A 22,826-nucleotide genomic window follows, 5' to 3' on the forward strand; every position below is an offset into this window, starting at 1 on the left:
GCTCTCCTTTCACACCCGCGACCGGGTGGACCCGCCGTTGCAGGACAGCACCTGTCCCACCACGGCCGACACCTCGAAGTCGGCGAGCAGTTCCACGGCGGCCGCGATCTCGGCGGCGGATCCGATGCGGCCCAACGGAATCGATTCGGCATACCGGGCGTGCACGGTGGCCAGGTCGACGCCCGCCGCGGCGGCGTCCACCTCCAGTTGCGGGGTGTCGGTGACGCCGGGCGCGACGGCGTTGACGATGATGCGCTCCGGCGCCAGTTCGCGGCCGAGCGTCTTCACCAGCGAGATCAACCCCGCCTTGGACGCGGCGTAGGCCGTCGCCTCGGGCCAGCCGGTGACTCCCCATTCGCTGGCGATCACCACGATGCGACCCTCCCCCTGGCGCCGCATGTGCGGCAGCACCGCCTGCACCAGGAAGAAGGTGCCGCCGAGGTTGGTGTCGACCACGGTCCACCAGTCGGCGTCGTCGTGCTCGAGCAGCGGCGCCATCGTCATGTACGCGTGGTTGGCGACCAGCACGTCCAGCCGGCCGGCGGTGTCGGCGACGGTGTCGGCGATCCGCACGCATTCGGCCGGATCGGAGACGTCGCCGGGAACCGCGAATCCCCCGATGCTGTCGGCCAATTCGGTCAGGGCGGCGCTCTCGCGAAGGTCGTTGACCGCGACGGTGGCGCCCGCGGCGGCCAACCGCCGGGCGTGTGCGACGCCCATCCCCTGCGCGGCGCCGGTGACCAGGGCGACGCGGCCCGTCAGTGACGTCGTCATATCACCGCTCCGGAGTTGACGTTGACCACGTCCCCGACGCTGAAGCCGGCGTCGCACACCAGGTACTCGACGCAGCGGGCCACCTCATGCGGCAGGGCGAGCCGACGCAGCGGCAGGGTGTCCAGGTATTCGCTGGCGCGCCAGGGAGAGTCGGCCGCCAGCAGGGGCGTGTCGGTGGGTCCGGGGGCGACGGCGTTCACCCGCACGCCCACCGGGGCGACCTCCGCGGCCAGGCTGCGCACCGCGCCCAGCAGGGCGCCCTTGGCCGCGGCGTAGTGCGCGTCGTGATCGCCTCCGCCGACGGCGAGCTCGCTCGCGATGGCCACCAGCGCGCCGCGGTGCGCCGTCAGGTCGGGCAGGCAGGCGCGCGCGAGGTTGACGAAGCCGCCCAGGTGCACCCGCAGCATGCGTCGCCACGCGGTCACGCTGATCTGGTCGACCGGCGCCATCTCGTAGTGGCCCGCGACGCTGACGGCCGCGTGCACCGGTCCGAGCCGTCCGCGCACGTCGTCGACCGCCGACGCGACCTGCGCGGGCTCGGAGACGTCGGCGCGCACCGCGTGGTCGACTCCGCCCGCCTCGACGAGATCGATTCCGGCGACGGCGAATCCGCGGCCACGCAGCGCGTCGACGACGGCGGCGCCGATGCCGCTGGCCGCACCCGTCACGATCGCCGCCGGGCGCTCGCTCACGTGTACCGCCGCGTCTCGTCGGCGGCTTCGTCCGCCGCTTCGGCCTCTTCGATGACGCTGACCGCGACGATGCGGGACCGGACGGCCGCGAAGATCGCCGCACCGAGCAGCGCCAGCACCGCCACCCCGATCCACACCGACCAGTCGAGGTACCGCTGCTCGTATACCGCGCGCGGCCAGGAGATGTTGAGCATCTGCAGCACCGCCCACACCACCGCGACAGCGCCGACCGGCAGCGCGAGACGGCCGAGGGAGAAGGACGGCGCGGTCCAGGTGCGGCGGAGCTGGACGACGAGGAACCCGATCAGCGGGAACAGGAACGCCAGATAGAAGCCGCCGGTGGTGAAGTTGACCATCAGGGAGTAGATGTCGCCGGCGACGATCGACAGCGCGAACAGCGCACCGCCCACCACCGTCGTCACCCCGATGGCGGCCACCGGCATCCGGCTGGTTCCGCCCAGCCGCGCCAGCACACCGGACGCGGGCAGCGCACCGTCGCGGGCGTACGCCCAGATGACCCGGGAGGCCGCGGTCTGCAGCGCCAGGAAGCTGGCGAGGAAGCCGACCACGAACAGCACCTCGACCGGCTTGGCGATGCCGGCGCCCAGGGCCGCGGTCAGGGTGTCGTAGACCGGGTCGGCCACCGATCCGGCCGTGACCGCGGCCATGTCGGGGATGGCCAGGATGATCGCCAGGCTCGAGTACGCGACCACGATCGCGATGAAGGTCAGCGAGAACAGCACGGCCTTGGGTAGATCGCGGCGCGGCTCGTGCACCTCCTCGGCGATCGCGCCGGCACTCTCGAATCCGACGAACGAGAACCCGATGAAGGCCACGGCGATCAGGAAGGGCCCCGACAGGTAGGACCACGTGCCGGCCCCGTCGCCGCCGCCGTCGAACAGCACCGACAGCGAGTTGTTGCGGTGGAACAGCAGCAGCCAGGTGCCCAGCCCGATCGAGCCGAGCACCTCGGCGACGATGCTGGCCGTCATGAACACCTTCAGCGCGCCCCGGCCGATCAGGTTGATCCCGGTGCCGCACAACAGGATCACCACCGCGATGCCCGCGCGCAGACCGCCCGAGGGCGCCTCGACACCGGCGATGTTGGCGATGAACCCGGCCGCGCCCAGCGCGACCGTGGCCATCGCGATCACCAGCGTCCACATGTAGAACCAGCCGGCGAACCAGCCGTATCCGGTGCCCATCAACCGACGCGACCACTGGTAGATCGACCCCTCCAGCGGCCAGCGCGACACCAGGGTGGCGAACACGAACGCCACCAGTAGCTGGCCGCCGAAGACGAGGAGGAAGCCCCACCAGAAGCTCGGGCCGGCCGCGGTCAGCGCCAGCCCGAAGATGCCGTAGAGGGCGACGATCGGGGAGATGAAGGCGAACGCGAACGCGAACGCCGACCAGAGCGAGAACTCTCGCCGCAGTGCGTACGGCGAGTCGACGCTGTCTACCGATGACGACATGTGTGCTCCCAATTCCGGTGCAGGTTGGGTGCAACTATCGATCCGCATCCGCATGATCACCAGCGCCTGTGTCGAAATCGCTGCGATCGCACCGGCCGGGGGGTCGCGCATTGGAGGATCGCACAATGGAGCGCGGCGTCGATGTGACGACGGCGTTACGCTCGGCCCCATGACCGACCCGCGGGACGTCGGCGCGGCCGCGCCGACCGTGCGCGACCTGCTGGCCGGTGCCCCGTTGGGCCTGATCGAGCCGCCGGGCGCCGCGCAGGACCTCGATCGGCCGATCAGCTGGGTGCACACCACCGAACTGCGGGATCCGGCGCGCTATCTGCGCGGGGGCGAGCTGGTCTGCACTGTCGGCCTGCTGCTGCAGACCCCGCAGGACTGCCGGACGTTCGCCGATGCCCTGGCCCGCTCCCGCGCCGCGGGCGTGTGTTTCGGCACCGGCGACGGTCACGACGACGTCCCCGCGGAGCTGCTGTCCCGCTGCCGCGCGCACGGCCTGCCGGTGCTGGTGGCGCCGCAGAGCGTGCCGTTCGAGACGGTGAGCCGGTTCGTCGCCGACTACCGGCTCGGCACCGAGATCGCCGTCGCGCGTGCGACCAATACCCTTGTGCCGGAGATGATCTCGGCGTTGCGCCGACGCGAGTCGGTACGCCGGTTGCTCGACCGGGCCGGCGAGATGATGGACTGCTACTTCATTCTCGACGAGCACGAGACACGGCCGCCGACCGCTGACGACACCGCCGAGGCGACGGTGCCGATTCCCGAGCTGGGCACGCTGGTGTGGATCGGTCGCGGCGCCCGGCCCGACCCTGCGCTGCTGGAGTTGATCGGACGTTTCGTGCAGGCCGCCCAGGTCGAGCACGACATCGAGGCCGCACTCACGCGGGAGCGGGTGGGTCAGCTGCTGTCCCTCGTGGAACGCCGGATGCTCCTTCCCGACGCGCTGCACCAGCTGGTGGGCTGGCCGCCCGCGCCGTCGGCGACGGTGCGGTGCTCGGCCTGGCCCGGCGGCGCCGGCGCGCTGCTGTCCCTCGCGTTCCCCGGTGCGCTGGTCGGCGACGCCCCCGATGTGTGTCTCGTGCTCACCGAGACCGGGCCGGTGGACCCCGCCGCCGAGACGCTGTCGCTGCCCTCCGGGCACTCCGCCGAGGTGCCGATCACCGAGCTGGGCCCCGCGATCACCCAGGCCCGGATCGCACTGAGTCTGGCCCACCAGCACGGCGGCAGCATCGGTCCGGACCAGCTCAGCACGCTCGACAGCCTGATCGAGCAGCTGCCCGGCGCGCAGCTGACGCCGTTCGTCGCCCAGCTGATCGAGCCGCTCGAGCGGCTCGACCGGGACCGCGGCACCCAGCACGTCCGCACCCTGCGGGCGTTCCTGGCCGCCAACGGGTCACTGTCGGAGACCGCCCGCGAGTTGTTCCTGCACACCAACACCGTGCGCCACCGGCTGGGCCGGATCCACGAGATCACCGGACGGGACCCGCTGAGCTTCGACGACCAGACCGCCTTCGCGATCGGGCTGCGCGCGCACGACCGCTCGACCGGTGGCGTCAGCCGCGATCAGGGGTAGGACAGCAGCACCATCACCCGGCCGTCAGTCGGGGGTGGGGGGAAGGCGTCGACGTCGAAACCGTAGTACTCGACCTGGTCCTCGGTGATCTCGTCGATGACCTTGCCCTGGGTGTGCACGGTACTGCCGTGCGCGTCGGCCATCGCACCGACGAAGTCGGGCACCGACATCGACTCGGCCAGCAGCAGCGCCTGACCGCCCGACGAAAGATCAACCAGCACAACGGCTCCCGCAAAGTTGTTGCCGCCACGCCCGGTACCGCGGGGCGCCCAGTACACCGGTTCGGACGCGAGCTCACCCTCCACCCGCCGGTATTCGCCGGGGTGCGCGGCGTCGGCGACCCGCACGACGGGCAGGGCGGCGATGGTGCGGTGCTGCTGAGCGAACATGAATCCCAGGGGATCCCGACGATCGCGTACATCACCACCGTGAGCATCAGCACCGGCTTCCAGGCGATCTCCCACGAGAGCCGCTGCTGCGACATCCCGGCGGCGGCGATCTGCCGGTCGAGTGCGCTGCGCCCGAACCGGAAGACGTACCAGGCCAGCAGCCGCGCGATCGCCATCAGCGCCAGCACGATGAGACCGACGAAGCCGGCCACCCGGAAGTAGAACGTGCTGTCGCCGTGGTTCTGGGTGGCGAGCACCATCACCGCGGGGATCGGCGCCGTCAGCAACAGCAGCAGCGCATAGGACGGGTGGCTGGTCAGGTAGACGTAGTGCGCGGTCCACTGCGGGTTGCCGACCGCGACGGTGTAGTCCCCGACATCGGCGCGCACCGGCGGCGTCCACGAACCGGCGACCACCCGGGGGCGGATCAGGTTGCGCACGAAGAAGAATCCGGCCACCAGGGACACCGCGAGCGCGCCCCAGAACACCGCGGGTATCGCCTCCCCGGTGCCGGGGACGCCGAACGCGCCGTGAATGTCGATGAGCTTGGCGACGAAGAACGTCAGCGGCATCGCGAAGAACAGCTCCAGCAGCCACATCTGGATCAGTTGCGGGATCCGCGACCCGACGCGGTCGAAGGCCAGCACACCTCCCCAGATGAACCTCAGCACCCGCATGGATCGGGACACTAGTGTGCGCTGCGCACCGCGGGGGCGAACTCTAGGTGCGCAGCAGCGTCGACAGTTCGGGCAGCCACGCGCGGTCCGCCGGCACCCACGCCAGCCCGTCGAGGTCGTCACCGGCGACCCAGCGCAACGCGCGGTGATCGTGCGGATGCAGGTCGCCGCCGGCGCGGGTGACCAGGTAGGCCCGCAGCGTCGCCGTCGGGCTCAGGGCGACGTCGACGCCAAGACGCTCGCCCACGGCGACATCGATGCCCAGTTCCTCGTGGAGCTCCCGTGCCAGCGCGTCGGCGTCGCTCTCCCCCGGCGCCACCTTGCCGCCGGGCAGTTCCCAGCGCCCGGCGAGTTCGGGGGGCCGCGCCCGCTGCGCGACCAGCAGCATGCCCCGCTCGATCAGCGCTCCGGCGACGACAACGAGGGTGGACATGGGCAGCGAGGATATCCCGGGCCGGTATACCGTCGAGGGCATGGCTGTGTTATCAGACGACCAAGTCGACGCCGCTCTGTCCGAGCTCGAGGGCTGGGAGCGCGCCGACGGCGCACTGCGCCGCAGCGTGAAGTTCCCCGCGTTCCTCGACGGCATCGAGGCGGTGCGCCGGGTGGCCGAACACGCGGAGGCCGCCGACCATCATCCTGACATCGACATCCGTTGGCGCACAGTGACGTTCACATTGGTGACGCACTCCGAGGGCGGTATCACGGACAAGGATCTGGCGATGGCGCGCGAGATCGACGGCCTCCTCGGCTAGCGATCCAGCCGAGCGTCGCCACCGTCGCGACGATGTAGACCAGGCCGGCCCACGCCAGATACCAGGGCCGCGAGATCACCCAGATGGTCGGCTGGGCGAAGCTGAGCAGCCACGGCACCCCGATCAGCGTCAGCGCCAACCAGCCCCAGCCGAGCACGCGTGCGCCGGGTTCGGCGCGCAGCGGTCCGTGCAGCAACCAGATCATCAGCGGGATCAGCCACACCCAGTGGTGGGTCCACGAGATCGGCGAGAGCAGCAGCCCGAACAGCGACACGATGACCACGGCACCGAGCCGGTCGGCGGCCCCGCCCACCGCGCGCCAGGCGAGCACCGCCAGCACGGCCGTCACCACGATGCCGGCGACGACGACGGGACCGTAGCCGGCGTCGTGGCCGAGGATGCGGGAGATGCCGCCGCGCCACGACTGGTTGAACGACGTGCCGACCGGGCCGACGCGCCCGGCGTCGCCGAGCAGGTCGGTGAAGTAGTAGCGCGCCTGCTCGCCCACCACCGCCACCGACAGCAGCACCGTTCCGAGGAACACCACGGCGGAGAACGCGACCGTCGCCCACCGGCGGGCCCCGGCGAAGTACAGACCCGACACGGCCGGCGTCAGCTTGATCCCGGCGGCCAGGCCGACCAGCAGCCCCGACACCCACCACCGGTTGCTGTACACCGCGTACAGGATGGCCAGCACCAGAACGACGTTCACCTGGCCGTAGTCGAAGGTGCTGCGCAGCGGTTCGGTCCAGATGCCGACCGCCGTCCACAGCATCGCGGTCCGCCGGCCGCCCGGCGCCGACGACTCGGTCAGCAGCCGCTGGCTCAGTCGCACCACGCCGTAGAGCGCCGCGACGATGCCGACCGACCACAGGAACGCGACCAGCCCGAACGGCAGCAGATGCAGCGGATAGAACACCACCGCGGCGAACGGCGGATAGGTGAACGGCAGCGGGAAGTCGGGGGTCTGGTCGGCGTAGACGTAGTCGTAGAGGGCGCCGGGGTGGTCGAGGGCGGCCGCGCCGCCGACGTAGACGTGCAGGTCGACGAAGTTGGCGCCGTTGGGCAGGAGGTAGGTCCAGGCCAGCCGGGCGCCGATGCTCAGGACCAGCAGCACGGGCGCGGCGGCGGACAGCCGGGCCGCCCACCGCGAGCCGGGTGTCGCGTCGATGGTGTCGATGCCGAGAACTCTAGCGATCGGTCACCATCCGCCTTCACCTCCGTAACGGTTGCATAAATGCCACACATGTCACTTGAGTAACTCTAGTAACAGGCTAGCTTCGGGTTCAGGCATGCCACTACATCGATTGGGAGACCTCATGCACCGCACCCGGAAACTGTTCGCCACCACGATGATCGCTGCGGCAGGAGCGGTTTCGGCTGCTGTCGCCCTGAGTGCCACCGCGGCTGCGCAGCCCGCGCCCGCCCCGGCTCCGGCGCCCGCGCCGGCCCCCGGCGTGCCCGGCCTCCCGTTCCTGCAGCAACTCGCCGCCAACCCGGCGGCCGCGACCCAGCTGATGCAGGGCTTCGCCAACCTGATGGGCAACGCCGCCCCGGCCGCTACCGCCGCGACCGGCGCCGCCACGGCACCGCTGGCCCCCGCACCCGGAGCCACCGCGTCGCTGACGCTGCCCCCCAGCGTGAATGCCCTGCCCGGCGCCGTCGCCGCGCTGCCCACCACGCTGCCTGCGGCGATGCCGACGGTGACGGCCACCCCCGGCACGGTGCCGGCCGGCAACACCACCACGGTCCCGCCTGCCAGCACGCCCGCCGCGTCGCCGCTGTCCGGGCTGACCGACGTGCTGGGCGCGCCCGGCAGCCTCGCGTCGCTGCTGCCCGGCGGGTCCCCGCTGGCCGGCCTGCTGCCCACCGGTGGCACCGCCGCACCGGCCGCCGCGGCACCGGCAGCCGCCCCCGCGGGCGCGCCGTCGACGGAGCCGCTGTTCACCCCGCTCTCGGCCCTGCCCTGACGCCCGACTCGCCAACCATCCGACACGAATTGCATTGGGGGACCATGTCAACGATCAGGACGATGCTCACCACCGCACTGGCGGTGAGTTCATCGACCGCGTTGCTGGCGGTCGGCGTGACCGGCGTCGCTCACGCCGACCCGGCGGCGCCACTGCCGATCGACGGGCTGCAGGCCCCCGGCCTGCCCGCGGTGCAGAGCATCGGGCCCGTCATCCAGCAGGCCGCCGCCGATCCGGCCAATGCCGCCTCGATGCTGATGGCCGCGGCCGCGGTGTTCGCCGGGGACGCCGCCGCCCCGGCGCCCTCGCGGGACGTCGCGACGGCGGTCAACCAGTTCGTGCAGCCCGTCGCGCATGTGCCGGCGACGGGTGCGGTGCCGGGCACCGAGGCGCACCTGCCCGCGGGCGTGAACCCGCAGTACGCCGTCGGCCCGGTCCCGGACGCGGCCCCTGAGGTGGCGCACGTCGTGACGCCGCAGGCGCTGCCCGGTCCGCCGCCCGCACCCGGACCCGACCCGGTGGCTCCGCCGGCCGCCGACCCTGCCGCACCGCCAGCACCGGACCCGGCGGCCACGCCCGTCGCGGCGACGACACCGGACCCGGCGGCCACGCCAGCCGCCGCGACGACACCCGGGCCGCCCGGGTTCGGCCCGAATGCGCCCGTGACGCAGGACTTCTTGTATCCGTCGATCAGCAATGGCTGCCTCGCCGACGGCGGCAACGTGCTCGCGACCGCCATCTCGGTGGCGGGCCCGGCCACGATCCCGCTGCCCGGCCCCGGCCCCGGCCAGACCGCGTACGTGTTCACCGCGGTCGGCACACCGGGTCCCGCGGCGGAGCAGAAGCTGCCGCTGAACGCCACCTGGGTGAACCTGACGACCGGCAAGTCGGGCAGCGTGACGCTCAAGCCGCGGCCGGACATGAATCCCAACGGCCCGACGACATTGACGGCCATCGCCGACACCGGCTCGGGCAGCATCATGTCGACGGTCTTCGGTCAGGTCACCACGACCGAGAAGCAGTGCCAGTTCATGCCGACGATCGGCTCCACGGTCGTCCCCTGACCGCTCTTCCCCCGCGCCGCGGAAGCGCATTCCTGGTCGTCAACGCCGACGTTTCACAGCCAGGAATGCGCTTCCGCGGTCGGGTCAGTAGGCCATGAACAGGATGGCGTCGCGGTCGTACTCGCGGCCGGGATGCACCTCGGACAGATGCGCCTGGGCCTTCTCGACCAGGTCGTCCTCGTCCTTGCCCTGAATCGCTTCGCCGCACGGGCAGCTCAAGTGAGTCTTCATGACTTCACAATGGCACACATGGACATCTATGAGGTGATGCGGACGACGGGTGCGGTCCGGCGCTTCACCGGCGACCCGCTGCCCGACGACGTGCTCCACCGGATCCTCGACCGCGCACGGTTCGCACCGACCGGCGGCAACCGTCAGGGCGTGCGCGTGATCGTGCTGCGCGACCCGGACACGCGCGCGGCGCTCGCGGCGCTCAGCGAGACGGGCGCCCGCCGCTACCTCGCCCAGTCCGCCAACGGTGAGGCGCCGTGGAATCCGCTGCACCCCATGCAGGTGTCCGCCGAGCAGCTGGCCGCCACCGAGGTGCCCGCGGACATGACCGGGCCGCTGCTCACCGCCGCAGTGGTGCTGGTGGTGTGCGTCGATCTGGGGGTGGTGGCCGCGATGGACCAGGACCTCGACCGCATCGGGCTGATCGCCGGGGCATCGGTGTACCCCTTCGTCTGGAACGTGCTTCTGGCCGCCCGCAACGAGGGCTTCGGCGGCGTGCTCACCACGATGGCGGTCGCCGAGGAGCCGCGGGTCCAGCACTTCCTCGGCATCCCCGCCGACCACGCCGTCGCCGCGGTGGTGCCCCTGGGCAGGCCGCAGCATCAGGTGCGCAGGTTGACCCGCAGGCCCGTCGCGGAGTTCGTGACGTCGGAGCGGTTCGACGGCGCGTCTTTTCCACCGGGCGCGCCCGTGCCGTGAGACCTTGGAACGGTGACGGTCACGCTGGGTTATGCGACAGCCGGCCGGCCTTGCGGCGACCTGGAGGAGCACCTGGCCGAACTCGCCACCGCGGGCGTGGACCCGCGGCGGATCTTCACCGACAGGACGGCCGGTTCGGCGGCCAAGATGCGGGCGGGGCTGCTGGCGTTGCTCAGCTATGCACGGTCCGGTGACGTCGTGGTGGTCGTGGCCCTTGAACAGCTGGGCCGTTCGGTGGCCGAGGTCGCCCAGACCGTGGCCGACCTGACGACACGCGGAATCACGTTGCGCTGCTTGAGAACCGGGCTCGACACGGCGAGCGCGACGGGTCGGGTGGTGGCCGGGGTGCTCACCGACCTGGCGGCCCTGGACGCCGTCAGCGACAGCGAGATCAGCCCTTAGCCTTCGTCGCTTTCGCGGCCGCTTTCATCTCCTTCTTGTACGAGCGCACCTTCTGCAGCGACCCGGCGTCTTTCACGTCGGCCACCGACATGTGCGTGCCCGCCTTGCCGTAGTCGCCGGCCGCCGCACGCCACCCCGTGGGCGTCACGCCGTACTGCTTGCCCAGCAGCGCCAGGAAGATCTTGGCCTTCTGCTCGCCGAAGCCGGGCAGGGCCTTGAGGCGGCGCAACACGTCGGCGCCGTTCGCGCCGTCGGACCACAGCGCGGTCGCGTCGCCGCCGTACTCGTCGACGATCACCTGGGCCAGCGCCTGCACCCGCTTGGCCATCGACCCCGGAAACCGGTGTATCGCAGGCGTTTGCGAGCACAGCGCGGCGAACTCGTCGGGGTCGTAGTCGGCGATGGTCGCGGCGTCGAAACCACCGATGCGGTCGGCGATCTTCTTCGGCCCGCCGAACGCGACCTCCATCGGGATCTGCTGATCGAGCAGCATGCCGACCAGCAGCGCGAATGGATTGTCCGAGAGCAGCTGGTCAGCCCCGTGCTCCTGCGTGAGGCAGAGATTGGCAGTCATGTCCAGAGCCTACGACGACCAGCGCATCGGTAACCACGACGTTGCCGGGCGTCGATGTGCAACGTGGGCGTTGCTCGCCTCGACTGCGGTAGCCCATCGATCCCCCCTCCCGAAAAGGCAGTAGTCGACTACGCATGATCATGTGGTTCCTGACGGTCATGATGGCGTTCTCGGCCTGCCAGCAGGAAGGAACCGCCATGGACCAGCCGTGGTGCACCGATCTGTGCGCCTTCATTCGTAGAGACATCGAGATCACCCAGAAACTGATCGACGACGACCGAGTCGGTCTGCAGCACTCGGATCGACTCACCCATGATGACGTCATGCGGCTGAAGGGGGATATCGAGAGGCGGCGGGAACTGCTCGCCGGCTTTCAGGAGGCCTTCCGTCGCTGTCTTGCAGAAAGCGAGCAGCACGGACCACCGGCTGTCGCAGTCGCTCGACCGGCGGCCGTTCGGTTCAACCCGACTCCCGAGATCGCAGCGCGCACCGGACAATTGGGAAGCCGGAGGTGCAATCATGAGCCAGGACGATGATCAGAGGGTCTCGTTGGCGGACCTTGCGCAGACCGTCGACTCGCCCATGATTCGGGTGATGGGCAGCGAACGAGTCGACAGCGGCACGCACGCCGCGCTAGGTGCCGTCGTCACCTACCTGGATCAGCTGCGCGTTCCCGCATAACCCGCCATCGGCATCATCGAGAACTACGTCGCGTGCCCATGCACCACGGTGGCGCGCGATGGTTCATCCGACGCGATCCGAGGTCGGCATGTTCAGGGCCGGGCCTCGAAGATCAGGTTGAACGGTGTCTGGGTCGCCCTCCGGAACCGGGTGAATCCACCGTCGTCGACCATCACCGTCCGCAATCGCCGTTCCCCCGCCTGGGCGCCCAGCGCCGGTCCCTGCCGTGCGAGCGACACCGGCACGCAGATCAGCGACGACGCGCCGTAGAACAGTCGGCCGACCGGGTTCAGGTTCTCCGCGACGCTGTCTCCGGCGAACGGTTCGACCAGCAGGCAGTGTCCGTCGGGTTTGAGCGCCTGCCTGGCATGCCGCGCCGCGCCGGACGGGTCCGCCATGTCGTGCAAGCAGTCGAAGAACGCGATGAGGTCGTAGTCGGCGCTGCGGTAGGACGTGGCATCGGCGAGTTCGAAGCTCGCGTTGTCGACTCCCGCCTGTGCCGCGCGTTCACGCGCGGTGTCGATCGACGCGCCGTGATAGTCGATGCCGACGAACTGCGAATTCGGAAATGCTTGCGCCATAAGGATTGTGCTCGCGCCATGACCACAACCGACATCGGCCGCCTTGCCGCCCGCAGCCAGCTTGTCGGTGACGCCGTCCAGCGCGGGTAACCACGACGCGATCAGATTCGCGTTGTAGCCGGCCCTGAAGAACCGCTCGGTGCCGTAGAACAGGCACCGATGATGCTCGCCCCATTCCATCCCGTTGCCGCTGCGGAAATTCTCCACCGCACGGTCACGTACGTAGAACAGGTCTTGGACGATCTGGTAGGCACCCGCCAGATCGACCGGACCCGCCGGATCGGCGAGGCAGAGTTCCTGCTCGGCAGTCAGGTAATAGATGTCCTCGGCTTCGTCGTATTCGACATAGCCGCCCGCAGCCTGATTCGCGAGCCACTCCCGGATGTACCGAGGATTCGTCCCCGTGTTCTGGGCCAGCTCCTCTGCCGACAGACGGTGCCCCGCGAGCGCGGTGTACAGGCCGAGCTCGTCACCGATCAACATCAGAACCGCACTCACCGACGCCCCGAGATCCCCGATCGCCTTACCGAGAAATGCGTTGAGTCTGTCTTCGGTGGAGGTCATCGCCGGCTCCTCTGTTCACCCGACTCAACGCTAGACCGATCGGCGTCCGTTCGGGGGGAACTCGGTGACCGCAGACCACAGGGGTGAATTCACCACCGTGGCGCGCGAGGGTTCGCACTCCGAGCGGGCCCCCACGGGGCGGTGGCAACGCGCCCAGCGGTCAGCGGCCGAACAGCGGATTGCGCTTCGGCTTCGGCGCTTCGGCTCGGTCAGAGCAGGTGCACCACTGCGACGCAGGCACGGATTGCCGGACGTCGGCGACGTGTTGGCCGCAGCCGTCCCAGGTTGTCTTGCCGCATCGGCGACAGGTGACGGGGTAACACATTGGCGGATCCTTTCCAGTTCGAATGTCTATGCTGTGGCGGCTTTTCGCGCGGCGATCGTGGCCCGCACGGAGTCCATGTCGAGCCCCTTCACACGCGTGATGAGGTCCTCGAGCGCTGCGGGAGGCATCGCTCCGGGCTGGCTGTACACCAGGACTCCGTCGCGGAAGGCCATCACGGTCGGGATGGACCGGATCTGAAGAGCCGTGGCGAGATCGAGTTCCTTCTCGGTGTCGACCTTGGCGTGCACGACGTCGGGATGCGCGGCCGAGGAGCGTTCGTAGACCGGCGCGAAAGCCCGGCACGGTCCGCACCATGAGGCCCAGAAGTCCACGAGGACGATCGGGTTGTCGACGATCGTGGACTCGAAATCATCGAAGCTCACGTTCCTTGTGCTCATTGCAGGTTCCTCCGATTCTGTTGAGTGGTGCGTGTCAGCGCCGGGATTTCCGGCGTCACCGTCAACAACGCAGGATACCCCCAGGGGTATTCCGGACACCGACGGCCGCGCAACGGGCCCGCACCCCGCAGCGCTCAGCCGGACTCGGCGGGGTGCCCGGCGCGGATCCACCCCGCGGTGCCCCCGGCGACCGATGCGGCGCTGCGGCCGGACTCCTGGAGGATCTCCGCCCCTCGCTTACTGCGGTTCCCGGACGCGCAGATGACATAGACGGTCGTGCCCGCGGGCACTTCGGCCACCCGCGCGGGCAGCTCGCCGAGCGGTATCCATTGTGCGCCGGGTACATGCGCCCGCGAAAACTCGTGGTCCTCGCGCACGTCCAGGACGGGCGCGCCGGATTCGCGGGCGCGCGCGAAGGTGGCGATGTCGACTTCCTGCACGGTTGGCATGGCGACTCCTGTGGCCAAGAAAGAAGCGATCCGACGAATCGCCCGAGGACGTTCGACTGTACCAGATATACCCATGGGGGTATCCTGGTTGTGGTGCCGAAAAGCTGACCCGCGGGCAGATTGCCGACTCGGCGACCGGCCCGCTCAGGAGGTATCCATGCGCACGACAGACAAGGAAACTGCAGTTCACCGCACCGTTGCGCTGGGGTTGCGGCAGAACGCGGCTCAGTTCACCCTGCTGGTGATGGTCAACGCCCTTGTCGGCGGGATGTTGGGCCAGGAGCGCACGGTGCTGCCGCTGCTGGGCGAGCGCGAGTTCGGCCTACAGGCCTACTCCGCCGGTTTGTCCTTCATCCTGGCGTTCGGCCTGGCAAAGGCCGCCACGAACTACTTCGCGGGCACGTTGTCCGACCGGTTCGGGCGCAAGCCGGTCCTGGTCCTCGGATGGCTGGTCGCGGTTCCGGTCCCGCTGCTGTTGATGTGGGCCCCTTCGTGGGCGTGGGTGATCGCCGCAAACGTGCTGCTCGGAGTCAGTCAGGGGCTGACGTGGTCCACCACGGTGGTGATGAAGATCGACCTGGTGGGGCCTGATCGCCGTGGCCTCGCGATGGGCCTCAACGAAGCCGCCGGCTACGGCGCGGTGGCGCTGACCGCCCTGGCCACCGGCTACCTGGCCGAGCGCTATGGGCTGCGTCCGGCGCCGTTCTTCCTGGGCATCGCGTTCGCGTCACTGGGCTTGGGGTTGTCGAGCGTGTTCGTGCGGGAGACCCTCGGGCATGCCCGACTGGAGGCAGCCGCCCACGTCGCGCGCGCCGACGGTCGCCACGACCACCTGCACGACCAGCTGAGCAACCGGGAGGTGTTCGTTCAGACGAGCTTTCGAGAACCGGCGCTGTCGTCGGCCAGCCAGGCCGGACTGGTGAACAATCTCAACGACGGCCTGGCGTGGGGACTTTTCCCGATCCTGTTCGCCGGCGCCGGACTGTCGGTGGGGCGCATCGGGGTGCTCGCAGCGCTGTATCCCGCGGTCTGGGGAGTCGGACAGCTCGTCACCGGGGCGCTGTCGGATCGATGGGGGCGCAAATGGATGATCGCGGCCGGAATGTGGCTGCAGGCGCTCGCGTTGGCGATGGTCCCCTGGGGTGACCGCTTCACGATCTGGGCCGCGGCCGCGGTGCTGCTCGGCGTCGGCACGGCCCTGGTCTATCCCACCCTGCTGGCCGCGATCGGCGACGTCGCCCACCCGGCCTGGCGGGCCCGGGCGGTCGGCACCTACCGGTTGTGGCGCGACGGCGGTTTCGCGGTCGGCGCGCTCGTGGCCGGCCTGGTCGCCGACCTCCTCGGCATCCGCGCCGCCGTTTGGACGGTGGCCGCGCTGACCGCCGCGTCGGGCCTGATCGTCGCGCTGCGCATGTACGAGACCCATCACAGCCCGCCCCGTGACGCCGGGTCGCTGACGACGGCTTCGCCTCATCAGCAGGACGGGGACGAGCACCAAGGCCGTCGCTGAGTCCGGCAACGCCAGCCCTGCGCCGGGCTTTCGATCAGGAGCGGACGGGGTTGTCGATGAACGGCCCCGGATTCGGAGCGAATCTGCCAGCCGGCGGAGTAACGTCGCAATACCCCGAGGGGTTCATGGCTTTGGCGCCGCGGCGGCACGAAGTGCCTGTGGAGGTGGTCGGCGATGGCTCAGGTGACCGGCCACGAAAGCGGTGGCGGCGTGTGTGGCCCGGGTGTGTCAACGGTCGCCATGCTGGCGGCAGCCGCACTCGGTTGGACGGCGGCCTACGCCCTCAACGAGTACCTGTGGGACGCTCTCGCCGACCGTCTGGGCCTTGACCTCGGCAACCGCGCCGTCGGCGCCGCCCACTTCTTCGTCTACGACTCGGTCAAGATCCTGCTGCTGCTGGCCGGGCTGATGTTCGTCGTCGGAATGCTGCGCGCCAGCCTGGATTTGGATCGGGCCCGGATGTACCTACAGGGCCGCGGTCTGTTCGTCGGCCTGATACTGGCGGTGGTGTTGGGCGTGGTCACCCCGTTCTGCTCATGCAGTTCCATCCCGTTGTTCATCGGATTCGTGGCCGCCGGAATACCGCTGTCGATCACGCTGACCTTTCTCGTCGCCTCCCCACTGGTCAGCGAGATCGCCGCGATCCTGATCGGGCAACAGTTCGGTTGGCACATCGCCGCCGCGTATGTCGCGGCGGGGAGCGCACTGTCGCTTGCCATCGGCTGGATCTTCTCGCGGTTCGATCTGTCCCGCTGGGTGGAAGACGTCGTGTACACCACGCAAGTGGCGGCGCTGCGCATGGAGGGTCGCGTCCCCTCGCTGGCCGAACGCGCCGGGGCTGCGCTGGCGGAAACCAAGGACATCCTGCGCTCGGTGTGGGTATGGGTGCTGGCGGGTGTGGCGGTGGGCGCCGCCATCCACGGGTGGGTGCCCGCCGACTTCTTCACTCGCTTTGCCGGACCGGACAATCCGCTCAGCGTGGTCGTCGCCACCGTCGCCGGCGCCCCGCTCTATGTCAACGGTGCCGGGGTCGTGCCGATCGCGGAGGCGTTGTGGGCGAAAGGCGTCCCGCTCGGCACCGTCATGGCCTTCATCATGAGCACCATCGCCCTGTCCGTGCCCCAGGCGGTGATGCTGCGGCGCGTCTTGAAACCCGCACTGCTGGGCCTCTTCTTCGGCACCGTCACCATCGGCATCATGCTCATCGGATTCCTGTTCAACCTCTTCAGTTGACAGCGGCCACGCCACATGTCGCATCACCAACCGACCGAACGGATTTCCTCATGATCATCAAGATTCTCGGCCCCGGCTGCCGCAACTGCCGCAACCTCGAGAAGAACACCCGGGAAGCTCTTGCCTCACTTGGCATCGACGCCGGCATCGAGGCGGTGACGGACTATGCACAGATCGCCGGATACGGACTCATGCAAACGCCGGGCTTGGTGGTCGACGGGCAACTGGTCCTCGCCGGAAAGGTCCCCAGCACCGAGGAACTCACAACAATTCTCTCTTCACGCTGAGGCCGGTCGAACGAACAGTTCGGCAACGCCGCCGGTTCAGGGTGTCGAGGGTGAAGGTGACGTCGACTGTACCGGCGTGCCGGAGAGCTGTGAGATGTCCCGACTCACTCACTGTCTCCGGTCAGCTCCTCTGCCGGTGTACAGGCCGAGCTCGTCGCCGATCAACATCAGAACTTCGCTCACCGACGCCCCGAGATCCCCGATCGCCTTGCCCAGAAATGCGTTGAGTCTGTCCTCGGTGGAGGCCATCACCGGCTCCTCTGTTCACCCGACTCGACGCCGAACCGATCGGCGTCTATTCGGGGCGAACTCGGTGACCGGAGACCACGGACGACGTAGTCTCCTCCTGTGGCATCGCCTGCCATCGGCATCATCGAGAACTACTTCACGTGCGAATTCACCACGGTGGCGCGCGACGGTTCGCCGCAGACCTGGCCCGTGAGTCCGCGGCTGCTCGACGATGGCCGACTGCTGACCGGGACCAGCATCGGACTCCCCCAGAAGGCCTACAACATCCGACGCAGCCCGAAAGTCAGCATGTTGTTCTCGGAACCGCGCGGCAGCGGCGTCACCGAGCCGGGAGCCGTGCTGATCCAGGGCGACGCCACCGCGGAGGATCGCATCGTCAGCGACATCGCAACCGAACCGGAGCTGGCGGCGCTGGCCGAGACACTGTTCCGACGCCAGCCGGCCGGCGCGTTGTGGAGCACCTGGCTGGGCCGCCGGCTGTGGTGGTCGTACTACATGCGCATCCTGATCTACGTGACACCCCGTCGTGCGCTGTACTGGCCGACGCGTGACTTCACCCAGCGGCCCGAGGAACTCGATCCGAACGAGATCCGCCGTGTGGGCTGAGGCAGCCAAGCGGCTGACCAGGTTTCCGGAGGCGGTGTTGACGGCCTTCGACGCCGACGGCTACCCGGTGAGCGTGAGGGTCAGAACCCGCGACTACGACGCGACCAGCGGAGAGCTGCACGTGACGCTCCCGACGGAGTTGCAGCCGGTGGAGAGTCCGGCGAACTTGCTCTGCCACTTCCATGACGACAAGCTATGGCACCTCGACTCGACACAGATCAGGGGCCGCCTCCTTGCGCGCGACGGTGATTGGGTCTTCGTGAGCGAGATGTTCACGCCGCCGTCGAGATTGCAGATGGTGTCGTTCCTGAGGAGCACCCACACCTCCGGTCAGAAATACCTCGACAAGCGCGGGCTTACGCGTCCAACAGTGAATTGGGCTGCCGTCAAGGAGATTCGGCGGCGCGCAACGCAGAAGTAGACCGGCCGAGTCCGACGTGATTCGCCGGATCACCGGCGATACCCTCACGCCGCCGGTCTAAGGTGAGCCCACCAGCACGCGAGGAGCATGAATCGATGTCGGGCCAGCTCGCGATCGCCCTGACCGCCGCGCTGATCGTCGTCGCGGTCGCCGCGGTGGTGCTGGCGGTGCGCACCCGACGGGTGGTGGCCACCCCGACGGAGCGGGCCGTGCACGCCGCGTTGCACACCGCGTCGCTGGCCGCCCGGGCCCTGCGACAGGGTCTGACGACGTCCTCGGCCGGCACGGCGGCGCCGTTTCTGCGCGGCCTGACCGGAACCGACGGACTCGCACTGTTCGACGGCGACGGGCACCTGCTCGCCCGCGATCCCGACGACGACAGCGTCTGGGATGCCGACGTGATCGCCGCCTGCGAGGGTGCCGCGCGGGAGTCGCTGTCGGGTGAGCGTCGGGTCATGACGCACGCCGCGACGACGGCCGTCGTCGCCCAACCGCTGCTGACCGACGCCGGTGACCGGCTGGGCGTGCTGGTCGTGGTGACGACGTACTCCCCCGGTCCCGGCATGCTGGGCGCCGTCGGCGAGGTGGCCCGGTACGCGGCGAGCCAGGTCGAGCTCGCCGAACTCGACGCGTCGCGCGCGCGGCTGGACCGGGCCGAGGTGCTCGCGCTGCGCGCCCAGATCAGCCCGCACTTCATCTACAACGCGCTGAACACCATCGCCTCGTTCGTGCGCACCGACCCCGACCGCGCGCGGGAACTCATCCTCGAGTTCGCCGACTTCACCCGCTACTCGTTCCGCGCGGCCGGCCCGTACACCACCCTGGCCGAGGAACTGCGCAACATCGACCGCTACCTGACGCTGGAGCGTGCCCGGTTCGGCACCGCATTGACGGTGACGCTGCAGGTGGCTCCCGAGGTGCTCACCGTCGTGGTTCCGTTTCTGGCGCTACAACCGTTGGTGGAGAACGCCGTTCGGCACGGCTTCGCCGGCCGCGGCAGCGGCTCGATAGAACTCGTCGCCCGCGACGAGGGCTCCGACTGCGTGATCACGGTCGAGGACGACGGCGTCGGGATGGATCCCGACGCGCTGCGCTCCGGTCCGGGCGACGCGCTGTCCGACGGCGCCGACAGCGCCTCGGCCCACGTCGGATTGACCAATGTCGACCATCGCCTGCGGGCGGCCTTCGGCAACGATTACGGTCTGGTGGTCGAGACAGCGATCGGCGCGGGCACCAAGGTGGTCATGCGGGTGCCGAAGTTCCGGTCCGGTGTGCGGGCCGACGGAGGGGCGTTCGGAGTGGGCAACCAATGACCAAGCCGCTCACCGTGCTGGCCGTCGACGACGAGGAGCCCGCCCTCGACGAGCTGGCGTACCTGCTCGGCCGGCACCCCTGCATCGGCGAGGTGTTCCGCGCCGGCGACGCCACCTCGGCGCTGCGCGAACTCAACCACCGCCGCATCGACGCGGTCTTCCTCGACATCAACATGCCGGGCCTGTCGGGGATCGAACTGGCCGGCGTACTCGCCCACTACGCGCAGCGGCCGGCCATCGTGTTCGTCACCGCCCACGACGACAAGGCCGTCGCCGCGTTCGACGTCGGCGCCGTGGACTACCTGCTCAAGCCGATCCGCGAGGACCGTCTCGACGAGGCGGTACGCCGCGTCACCTCGGCCCAGCCCGCCGAGGAACCGGCACCCGAGCGGGACGACGCCGACTCCGACGTCGTCCCGGCCGAACTCGGCGGGATCACGCACCTGGTGCCCCGCGCGAGCATCGGCTGGGTGGAGGCCGAAGGCGACTACGCCCGGCTGCACTCCGCGTCCGGCGCCCACCTGGTCCGGATCCCGCTCAGCACGCTGGAAAACCGTTGGCGCGACCACGGTTTCCAGCGCGTGCATCGCTCCTATCTCGTCGCGCTGCGTTTCGTGACCGGGCTGCGCACCGTCGACGGCGCGGTGCTCGTCCGGCTGCGGGCCAACGGGGCCTCCCCGGGCATCGAGCTGCCAGTCAGCCGGCGTCAGGCCCGGGAGCTGCGCGACCGCGTGGTGCGGACGCCGATGCGCAGCCTGCGACCCGCTGGAGGCGCCGATGAGTGAACGGCCGCAACGCCAACGGGTGGTGCTGGCGCACCGCCGGGGCGCCCGCATGGTGCGCACCCGCGTCGAGGTGCAGGAACAGACGCAGGTGGGTGACGCCCTGGTGCGCGGGCTGGTGCGGGCGCAGCTGGGCCTGGCGCTGCGCCTCGGCGCGGTGGTGGTGTGTCTGGTCGGGGCCATCCCCGTGCTGAACGCGCTGTTCCCCGCACTGGGTGCGGTCACCGTGTTCGGCCTGCGGCTGAACTGGCTGGTGCTGGCCGGGCTGGTGTATCCGCTGCTGTACGGCATCGGCTGGGCGTACGTGCGCCTCGCCGAGCAGGGTGAGCGCGACTTCGTCGGCGTGGTCGACTCCGAACCGTGACCGGATCACCGCTGACCGCCGCCGCGCTGCTGGCCGCGGCCCTGGCCACGATCGCGATCGGCGCCTACGGGGTGCGCTTCTCCCGCACCACCTCCGATTTCCTGGTCGCGTCCCGCACCGTCGGATCGCAGTGGAACGCCGCCGCCATCTCCGGCGAATATCTCTCGGCCGCTTCGTTTCTCGGGGTGGCCGGGCTGATCGCCAAGTACGGCGCCGACGCCCTGTGGTACCCGGTCGGCTTCACCGCGGGCTATCTCGGGCTGCTGCTGTTCGTCGCCGCGCCGCTGCGCCGCTCGGGCGCCTACACCGTTCCCGACTTCGCGGAGTTCCGGCTCGGCTCCGCGCGGCTGCGCAAGATCGCGATGCTGGTCGTCGTCGTGATCTGCATCTTCTATCTGGTACCGCAGTACCAGGGTGCCGGCCTGACGCTCAAGACCCTGCTCGGCACGCCGGTGTGGCTCGGACCGCTGGCCGTCGGCGCGATCGTGCTGACCAACGTGGTCGCCGGCGGCATGCGCTCGATCACGTTCGTGCAGGCCTTCCAGTACTGGCTCAAGCTGACCGCGGTCGCCATCCCCGCGCTCGCGCTGGCGGGGCTGTTCTTCTCCGATCGCGGCGGCGAACTGGGCGGCCCGCTGCCGCCCACCGTGCCGCAGACCACCACCGTCGCGATCGACACGGACGTCGTCGTCCAGGTCGCCGCACCCGCGGGCATCACGGTCACCGGCACCCTGGACGGGCGGTCGGTCGACGGCGACCCCATCGGCGCCCCGGGCGCCCACACGCTGAACGCGGGAAGCACGCTGACGCTGGCGTCCGGCGCAGCCACGCCGGTGGTGGCCGGCGCGCCGAGCACCGGCGCGGACTGGATCGGCTCGGGCGGTGGCCTGGGCGGGGACCATCCGCTGTATCAGGTGGTGTCCATCATGGTCGCGACGTTCCTGGGCACGATGGGTCTGCCCCATGTGCTGGTGCGGTTCTACACCAACCCCGACGGCCGGGCAGCGCGGCGCACGGCGCTGGCGGTGATCGCGCTGCTGTCGCTGTTCTATCTGTTCCCGACACTGCTCGGGGTGTTCTCGCGGCTGTACGTACCGCAGTTGCTCATCACCGGCGCCGCCGACGCGGCCGTGCTGCTGGCGCCGGGCTCGGCCATCGGCGGGCCGGCCGGGCAGCTGCTCGCCGCGCTGGTGGCCGCGGGGGCGATCGCGGCGTTCCTCGCGACGTCGTCGGGTCTGCTCGTCAGCTTCGCCGGCGCGCTGGCCACCGACGTGCTGGCGGGCCGGGTGCGCGATTTCCGGGTCGCCGCGGTGATCGGCGGCGTCATCCCGATCCCGTTGGCACTGGCGGCGTCGGGAGGGCTGGAGCTCTCCCGCAGCGTGGGGCTGGCGTTCGCCGTCGCGGCGTCGACGCTGTGCCCGCTGCTGGTGCTCGGCATCTGGTGGCGCGGTCTCACCGCGGCCGGCGCCGCATGCGGGCTCGCCATCGGCGGGCTGCTGTCGGGGGTGGCGGTGACGGTCGCGGTGGCCGGCGGCGTCGACGACGAGCTGGCCGGGGGGTGGCCCGCCGTGCTGATCGGGTACCCGGCGGCAGTCAGTGTGCCGCTCGCGTTCGCGACCATGATCGTGGTCAGCCGCCTCACCCGCGCGACGGTGCCCACCGATGTGGCGCAGACGTTCGCGCGGATGCACCTCCCGGAGAACCTGGGCATGGTCATCGAACGCGTGCCCAAGGGCTAGCCGCTCGTCGCCGTCGACCGACCGCTCACCGCACAGGCGCCCG

At 70.0% G+C, this 22,826-nt stretch carries 29 protein-coding genes; 16 read left to right on the plus strand and 13 right to left on the minus strand.

Annotated elements, in window-relative coordinates:
* Window positions 1-9: 9 nt before the first annotated feature.
* From MCHLDSM_RS30665 to MCHLDSM_RS30675, 3 genes are read right to left on the minus strand one after another with little or no spacing between them, the layout of a single operon-like run.
* Window positions 10-774 (minus strand): SDR family NAD(P)-dependent oxidoreductase, encoded by a 765-nt coding sequence (locus MCHLDSM_RS30665; RefSeq protein WP_048473554.1) that lies wholly within the window; start codon window positions 772-774, stop codon window positions 10-12.
* On the minus strand, window positions 771-1,466 hold the full coding sequence (locus MCHLDSM_RS30670) for an SDR family NAD(P)-dependent oxidoreductase (RefSeq protein ID WP_048473555.1): 696 nt from the start codon (window positions 1,464-1,466) through the stop codon (window positions 771-773). Before MCHLDSM_RS30670 ends, MCHLDSM_RS30665 begins: the two co-directional genes overlap by 4 nt.
* Window positions 1,463-2,941: an amino acid permease gene (locus MCHLDSM_RS30675; protein ID WP_048474105.1), complete on the minus strand. Its 1,479-nt coding sequence runs from the start codon at window positions 2,939-2,941 to the stop codon at window positions 1,463-1,465. The genes MCHLDSM_RS30670 and MCHLDSM_RS30675 overlap by 4 nt, the downstream gene beginning before the upstream one ends.
* Before the next feature lie 169 nt (window positions 2,942-3,110).
* Between MCHLDSM_RS30675 and MCHLDSM_RS30680 the strand changes: the two genes are divergently transcribed.
* The gene (locus MCHLDSM_RS30680) at window positions 3,111-4,520 is read left to right on the plus strand and encodes a PucR family transcriptional regulator (RefSeq protein WP_048473556.1); all 1,410 of its coding nucleotides are present in this window, start codon (window positions 3,111-3,113) and stop codon (window positions 4,518-4,520) included.
* Window positions 4,521-4,533: 13 nt separating this feature from the next.
* On the opposite strand, the gene MCHLDSM_RS30685 is transcribed toward MCHLDSM_RS30680, so the two are convergent.
* Both MCHLDSM_RS30685 and MCHLDSM_RS30690 read right to left on the minus strand, forming a co-directional pair.
* A complete protein-coding gene (locus MCHLDSM_RS30685; RefSeq protein WP_234714247.1) occupies window positions 4,534-5,586 on the minus strand; it encodes a hypothetical protein in 1,053 nt (350 codons plus the stop codon).
* 43 nt (window positions 5,587-5,629) lie between these two features.
* Entirely contained in the window at window positions 5,630-6,019 is a 390-nt protein-coding gene (locus MCHLDSM_RS30690) for a (deoxy)nucleoside triphosphate pyrophosphohydrolase (protein ID WP_048473557.1), read from the minus strand.
* 40 nt (window positions 6,020-6,059) lie between these two features.
* On the opposite strand from MCHLDSM_RS30690, the gene MCHLDSM_RS30695 reads away from it, so the two are divergent.
* Window positions 6,060-6,341 (plus strand): 4a-hydroxytetrahydrobiopterin dehydratase, encoded by a 282-nt coding sequence (locus MCHLDSM_RS30695; protein ID WP_048474106.1) that lies wholly within the window; start codon window positions 6,060-6,062, stop codon window positions 6,339-6,341.
* On the opposite strand, the gene MCHLDSM_RS30700 is transcribed toward MCHLDSM_RS30695, so the two are convergent.
* Window positions 6,289-7,539 (minus strand): mannosyltransferase, encoded by a 1,251-nt coding sequence (locus MCHLDSM_RS30700; protein ID WP_082169147.1) that lies wholly within the window; start codon window positions 7,537-7,539, stop codon window positions 6,289-6,291. The genes MCHLDSM_RS30695 and MCHLDSM_RS30700 overlap by 53 nt on opposite strands.
* 121 nt (window positions 7,540-7,660) lie before the next feature.
* On the opposite strand from MCHLDSM_RS30700, the gene MCHLDSM_RS30705 reads away from it, so the two are divergent.
* Together MCHLDSM_RS30705 and MCHLDSM_RS30710 are read left to right on the plus strand one after the other, a co-directional pair.
* On the plus strand, window positions 7,661-8,311 hold the full coding sequence (locus tag MCHLDSM_RS30705) for a hypothetical protein (RefSeq protein WP_048473559.1): 651 nt from the start codon (window positions 7,661-7,663) through the stop codon (window positions 8,309-8,311).
* A 44-nt stretch (window positions 8,312-8,355) separates the two neighbouring features.
* A complete protein-coding gene (locus MCHLDSM_RS30710) occupies window positions 8,356-9,375 on the plus strand; it encodes an Rv1157c family protein (protein ID WP_048473560.1) in 1,020 nt (339 codons plus the stop codon).
* 84 nt (window positions 9,376-9,459) lie between these two features.
* Here the strand turns inward: MCHLDSM_RS30710 and MCHLDSM_RS35445 are convergent, their stop codons facing one another.
* Window positions 9,460-9,606 (minus strand): DUF1059 domain-containing protein, encoded by a 147-nt coding sequence (locus tag MCHLDSM_RS35445; protein ID WP_063840660.1) that lies wholly within the window; start codon window positions 9,604-9,606, stop codon window positions 9,460-9,462.
* A gap of 18 nt (window positions 9,607-9,624) precedes the next feature.
* On the opposite strand from MCHLDSM_RS35445, the gene MCHLDSM_RS30715 reads away from it, so the two are divergent.
* Entirely contained in the window at window positions 9,625-10,305 is a 681-nt protein-coding gene (locus MCHLDSM_RS30715; protein WP_048473561.1) for a nitroreductase family protein, read from the plus strand.
* A gap of 12 nt (window positions 10,306-10,317) precedes the next feature.
* Complete coding sequence (locus MCHLDSM_RS30720; protein ID WP_048473562.1) at window positions 10,318-10,707, plus strand: recombinase family protein; 390 nt, start codon at window positions 10,318-10,320, stop codon at window positions 10,705-10,707.
* Here MCHLDSM_RS30720 and MCHLDSM_RS30725 read toward each other — a convergent pair.
* Both MCHLDSM_RS30725 and MCHLDSM_RS37925 read right to left on the minus strand, forming a co-directional pair.
* Window positions 10,697-11,281 (minus strand): HhH-GPD-type base excision DNA repair protein, encoded by a 585-nt coding sequence (locus MCHLDSM_RS30725; RefSeq protein WP_048473563.1) that lies wholly within the window; start codon window positions 11,279-11,281, stop codon window positions 10,697-10,699. The two genes, MCHLDSM_RS30720 and MCHLDSM_RS30725, sit on opposite strands and share 11 nt — an antisense overlap.
* 128 nt (window positions 11,282-11,409) lie before the next feature.
* Complete coding sequence (locus MCHLDSM_RS37925; RefSeq protein ID WP_131722713.1) at window positions 11,410-11,697, minus strand: hypothetical protein; 288 nt, start codon at window positions 11,695-11,697, stop codon at window positions 11,410-11,412.
* 103 nt (window positions 11,698-11,800) lie between these two features.
* Here MCHLDSM_RS37925 and MCHLDSM_RS38280 point away from each other — a divergent pair, with 103 nt between their 5' ends.
* The gene (locus MCHLDSM_RS38280) at window positions 11,801-11,962 is read left to right on the plus strand and encodes a hypothetical protein (RefSeq protein ID WP_156455018.1); all 162 of its coding nucleotides are present in this window, start codon (window positions 11,801-11,803) and stop codon (window positions 11,960-11,962) included.
* A 92-nt stretch (window positions 11,963-12,054) separates the two neighbouring features.
* Here the strand turns inward: MCHLDSM_RS38280 and MCHLDSM_RS30735 are convergent, their stop codons facing one another.
* The 3 genes from MCHLDSM_RS30735 to MCHLDSM_RS30745 form a co-directional block, all read right to left on the minus strand.
* The gene (locus MCHLDSM_RS30735; protein ID WP_048473565.1) at window positions 12,055-13,107 is read right to left on the minus strand and encodes a class I SAM-dependent methyltransferase; all 1,053 of its coding nucleotides are present in this window, start codon (window positions 13,105-13,107) and stop codon (window positions 12,055-12,057) included.
* Between the two features lie 351 nt (window positions 13,108-13,458).
* Complete coding sequence (trxA, locus tag MCHLDSM_RS30740) at window positions 13,459-13,830, minus strand: thioredoxin (protein WP_048473566.1); 372 nt, start codon at window positions 13,828-13,830, stop codon at window positions 13,459-13,461.
* 134 nt (window positions 13,831-13,964) lie between these two features.
* Entirely contained in the window at window positions 13,965-14,279 is a 315-nt protein-coding gene (locus tag MCHLDSM_RS30745; RefSeq protein ID WP_174545750.1) for a rhodanese-like domain-containing protein, read from the minus strand.
* A 157-nt stretch (window positions 14,280-14,436) separates the two neighbouring features.
* On the opposite strand from MCHLDSM_RS30745, the gene MCHLDSM_RS30750 reads away from it, so the two are divergent.
* The 3 genes from MCHLDSM_RS30750 to MCHLDSM_RS30760 all read left to right on the plus strand — a co-directional run bounded on the left by MCHLDSM_RS30750 (window position 14,437) and on the right by MCHLDSM_RS30760 (window position 17,309).
* Window positions 14,437-15,789, plus strand: a complete 1,353-nt coding sequence (locus tag MCHLDSM_RS30750; RefSeq protein ID WP_048473567.1) for an MFS transporter — start codon at window positions 14,437-14,439, stop codon at window positions 15,787-15,789.
* Window positions 15,790-15,963: 174 nt separating this feature from the next.
* On the plus strand, window positions 15,964-17,022 hold the full coding sequence (locus MCHLDSM_RS30755; RefSeq protein ID WP_053083136.1) for a permease: 1,059 nt from the start codon (window positions 15,964-15,966) through the stop codon (window positions 17,020-17,022).
* Between the two features lie 50 nt (window positions 17,023-17,072).
* Window positions 17,073-17,309 carry a thioredoxin family protein gene (locus MCHLDSM_RS30760; protein WP_048473568.1) on the plus strand — a complete coding sequence of 79 codons (237 nt, stop codon included), beginning with the start codon at window positions 17,073-17,075 and terminating at the stop codon, window positions 17,307-17,309.
* A 108-nt stretch (window positions 17,310-17,417) separates the two neighbouring features.
* Here the strand turns inward: MCHLDSM_RS30760 and MCHLDSM_RS38285 are convergent, their stop codons facing one another.
* Window positions 17,418-17,558: a hypothetical protein gene (locus MCHLDSM_RS38285; protein WP_156455017.1), complete on the minus strand. Its 141-nt coding sequence runs from the start codon at window positions 17,556-17,558 to the stop codon at window positions 17,418-17,420.
* 99 nt (window positions 17,559-17,657) lie between these two features.
* Here MCHLDSM_RS38285 and MCHLDSM_RS30765 point away from each other — a divergent pair, with 99 nt between their 5' ends.
* The 6 genes from MCHLDSM_RS30765 to MCHLDSM_RS30790 all read left to right on the plus strand — a co-directional run bounded on the left by MCHLDSM_RS30765 (window position 17,658) and on the right by MCHLDSM_RS30790 (window position 22,783).
* Window positions 17,658-18,164 (plus strand): pyridoxamine 5'-phosphate oxidase family protein, encoded by a 507-nt coding sequence (locus tag MCHLDSM_RS30765; RefSeq protein ID WP_048473569.1) that lies wholly within the window; start codon window positions 17,658-17,660, stop codon window positions 18,162-18,164.
* Window positions 18,154-18,585, plus strand: a complete 432-nt coding sequence (locus tag MCHLDSM_RS30770; protein ID WP_048473570.1) for a hypothetical protein — start codon at window positions 18,154-18,156, stop codon at window positions 18,583-18,585. Before MCHLDSM_RS30765 ends, MCHLDSM_RS30770 begins: the two co-directional genes overlap by 11 nt.
* 95 nt (window positions 18,586-18,680) lie before the next feature.
* The gene (locus MCHLDSM_RS30775; protein ID WP_048473571.1) at window positions 18,681-19,898 is read left to right on the plus strand and encodes a sensor histidine kinase; all 1,218 of its coding nucleotides are present in this window, start codon (window positions 18,681-18,683) and stop codon (window positions 19,896-19,898) included.
* Window positions 19,895-20,683: a LytR/AlgR family response regulator transcription factor gene (locus MCHLDSM_RS30780; protein ID WP_048473572.1), complete on the plus strand. Its 789-nt coding sequence runs from the start codon at window positions 19,895-19,897 to the stop codon at window positions 20,681-20,683. The genes MCHLDSM_RS30775 and MCHLDSM_RS30780 overlap by 4 nt, the downstream gene beginning before the upstream one ends.
* On the plus strand, window positions 20,676-21,044 hold the full coding sequence (locus MCHLDSM_RS30785; protein WP_048416911.1) for a membrane protein: 369 nt from the start codon (window positions 20,676-20,678) through the stop codon (window positions 21,042-21,044). The genes MCHLDSM_RS30780 and MCHLDSM_RS30785 overlap by 8 nt, the downstream gene beginning before the upstream one ends.
* Window positions 21,041-22,783: a sodium/solute symporter gene (locus MCHLDSM_RS30790; protein WP_048473573.1), complete on the plus strand. Its 1,743-nt coding sequence runs from the start codon at window positions 21,041-21,043 to the stop codon at window positions 22,781-22,783. The genes MCHLDSM_RS30785 and MCHLDSM_RS30790 overlap by 4 nt, the downstream gene beginning before the upstream one ends.
* Window positions 22,784-22,826: the final 43 nt, after the last annotated feature.

The organism is Mycolicibacterium chlorophenolicum, assembly GCF_001044235.1.
Classification (GTDB): Bacteria; Actinomycetota; Actinomycetes; order Mycobacteriales; family Mycobacteriaceae; genus Mycobacterium; species Mycobacterium chlorophenolicum.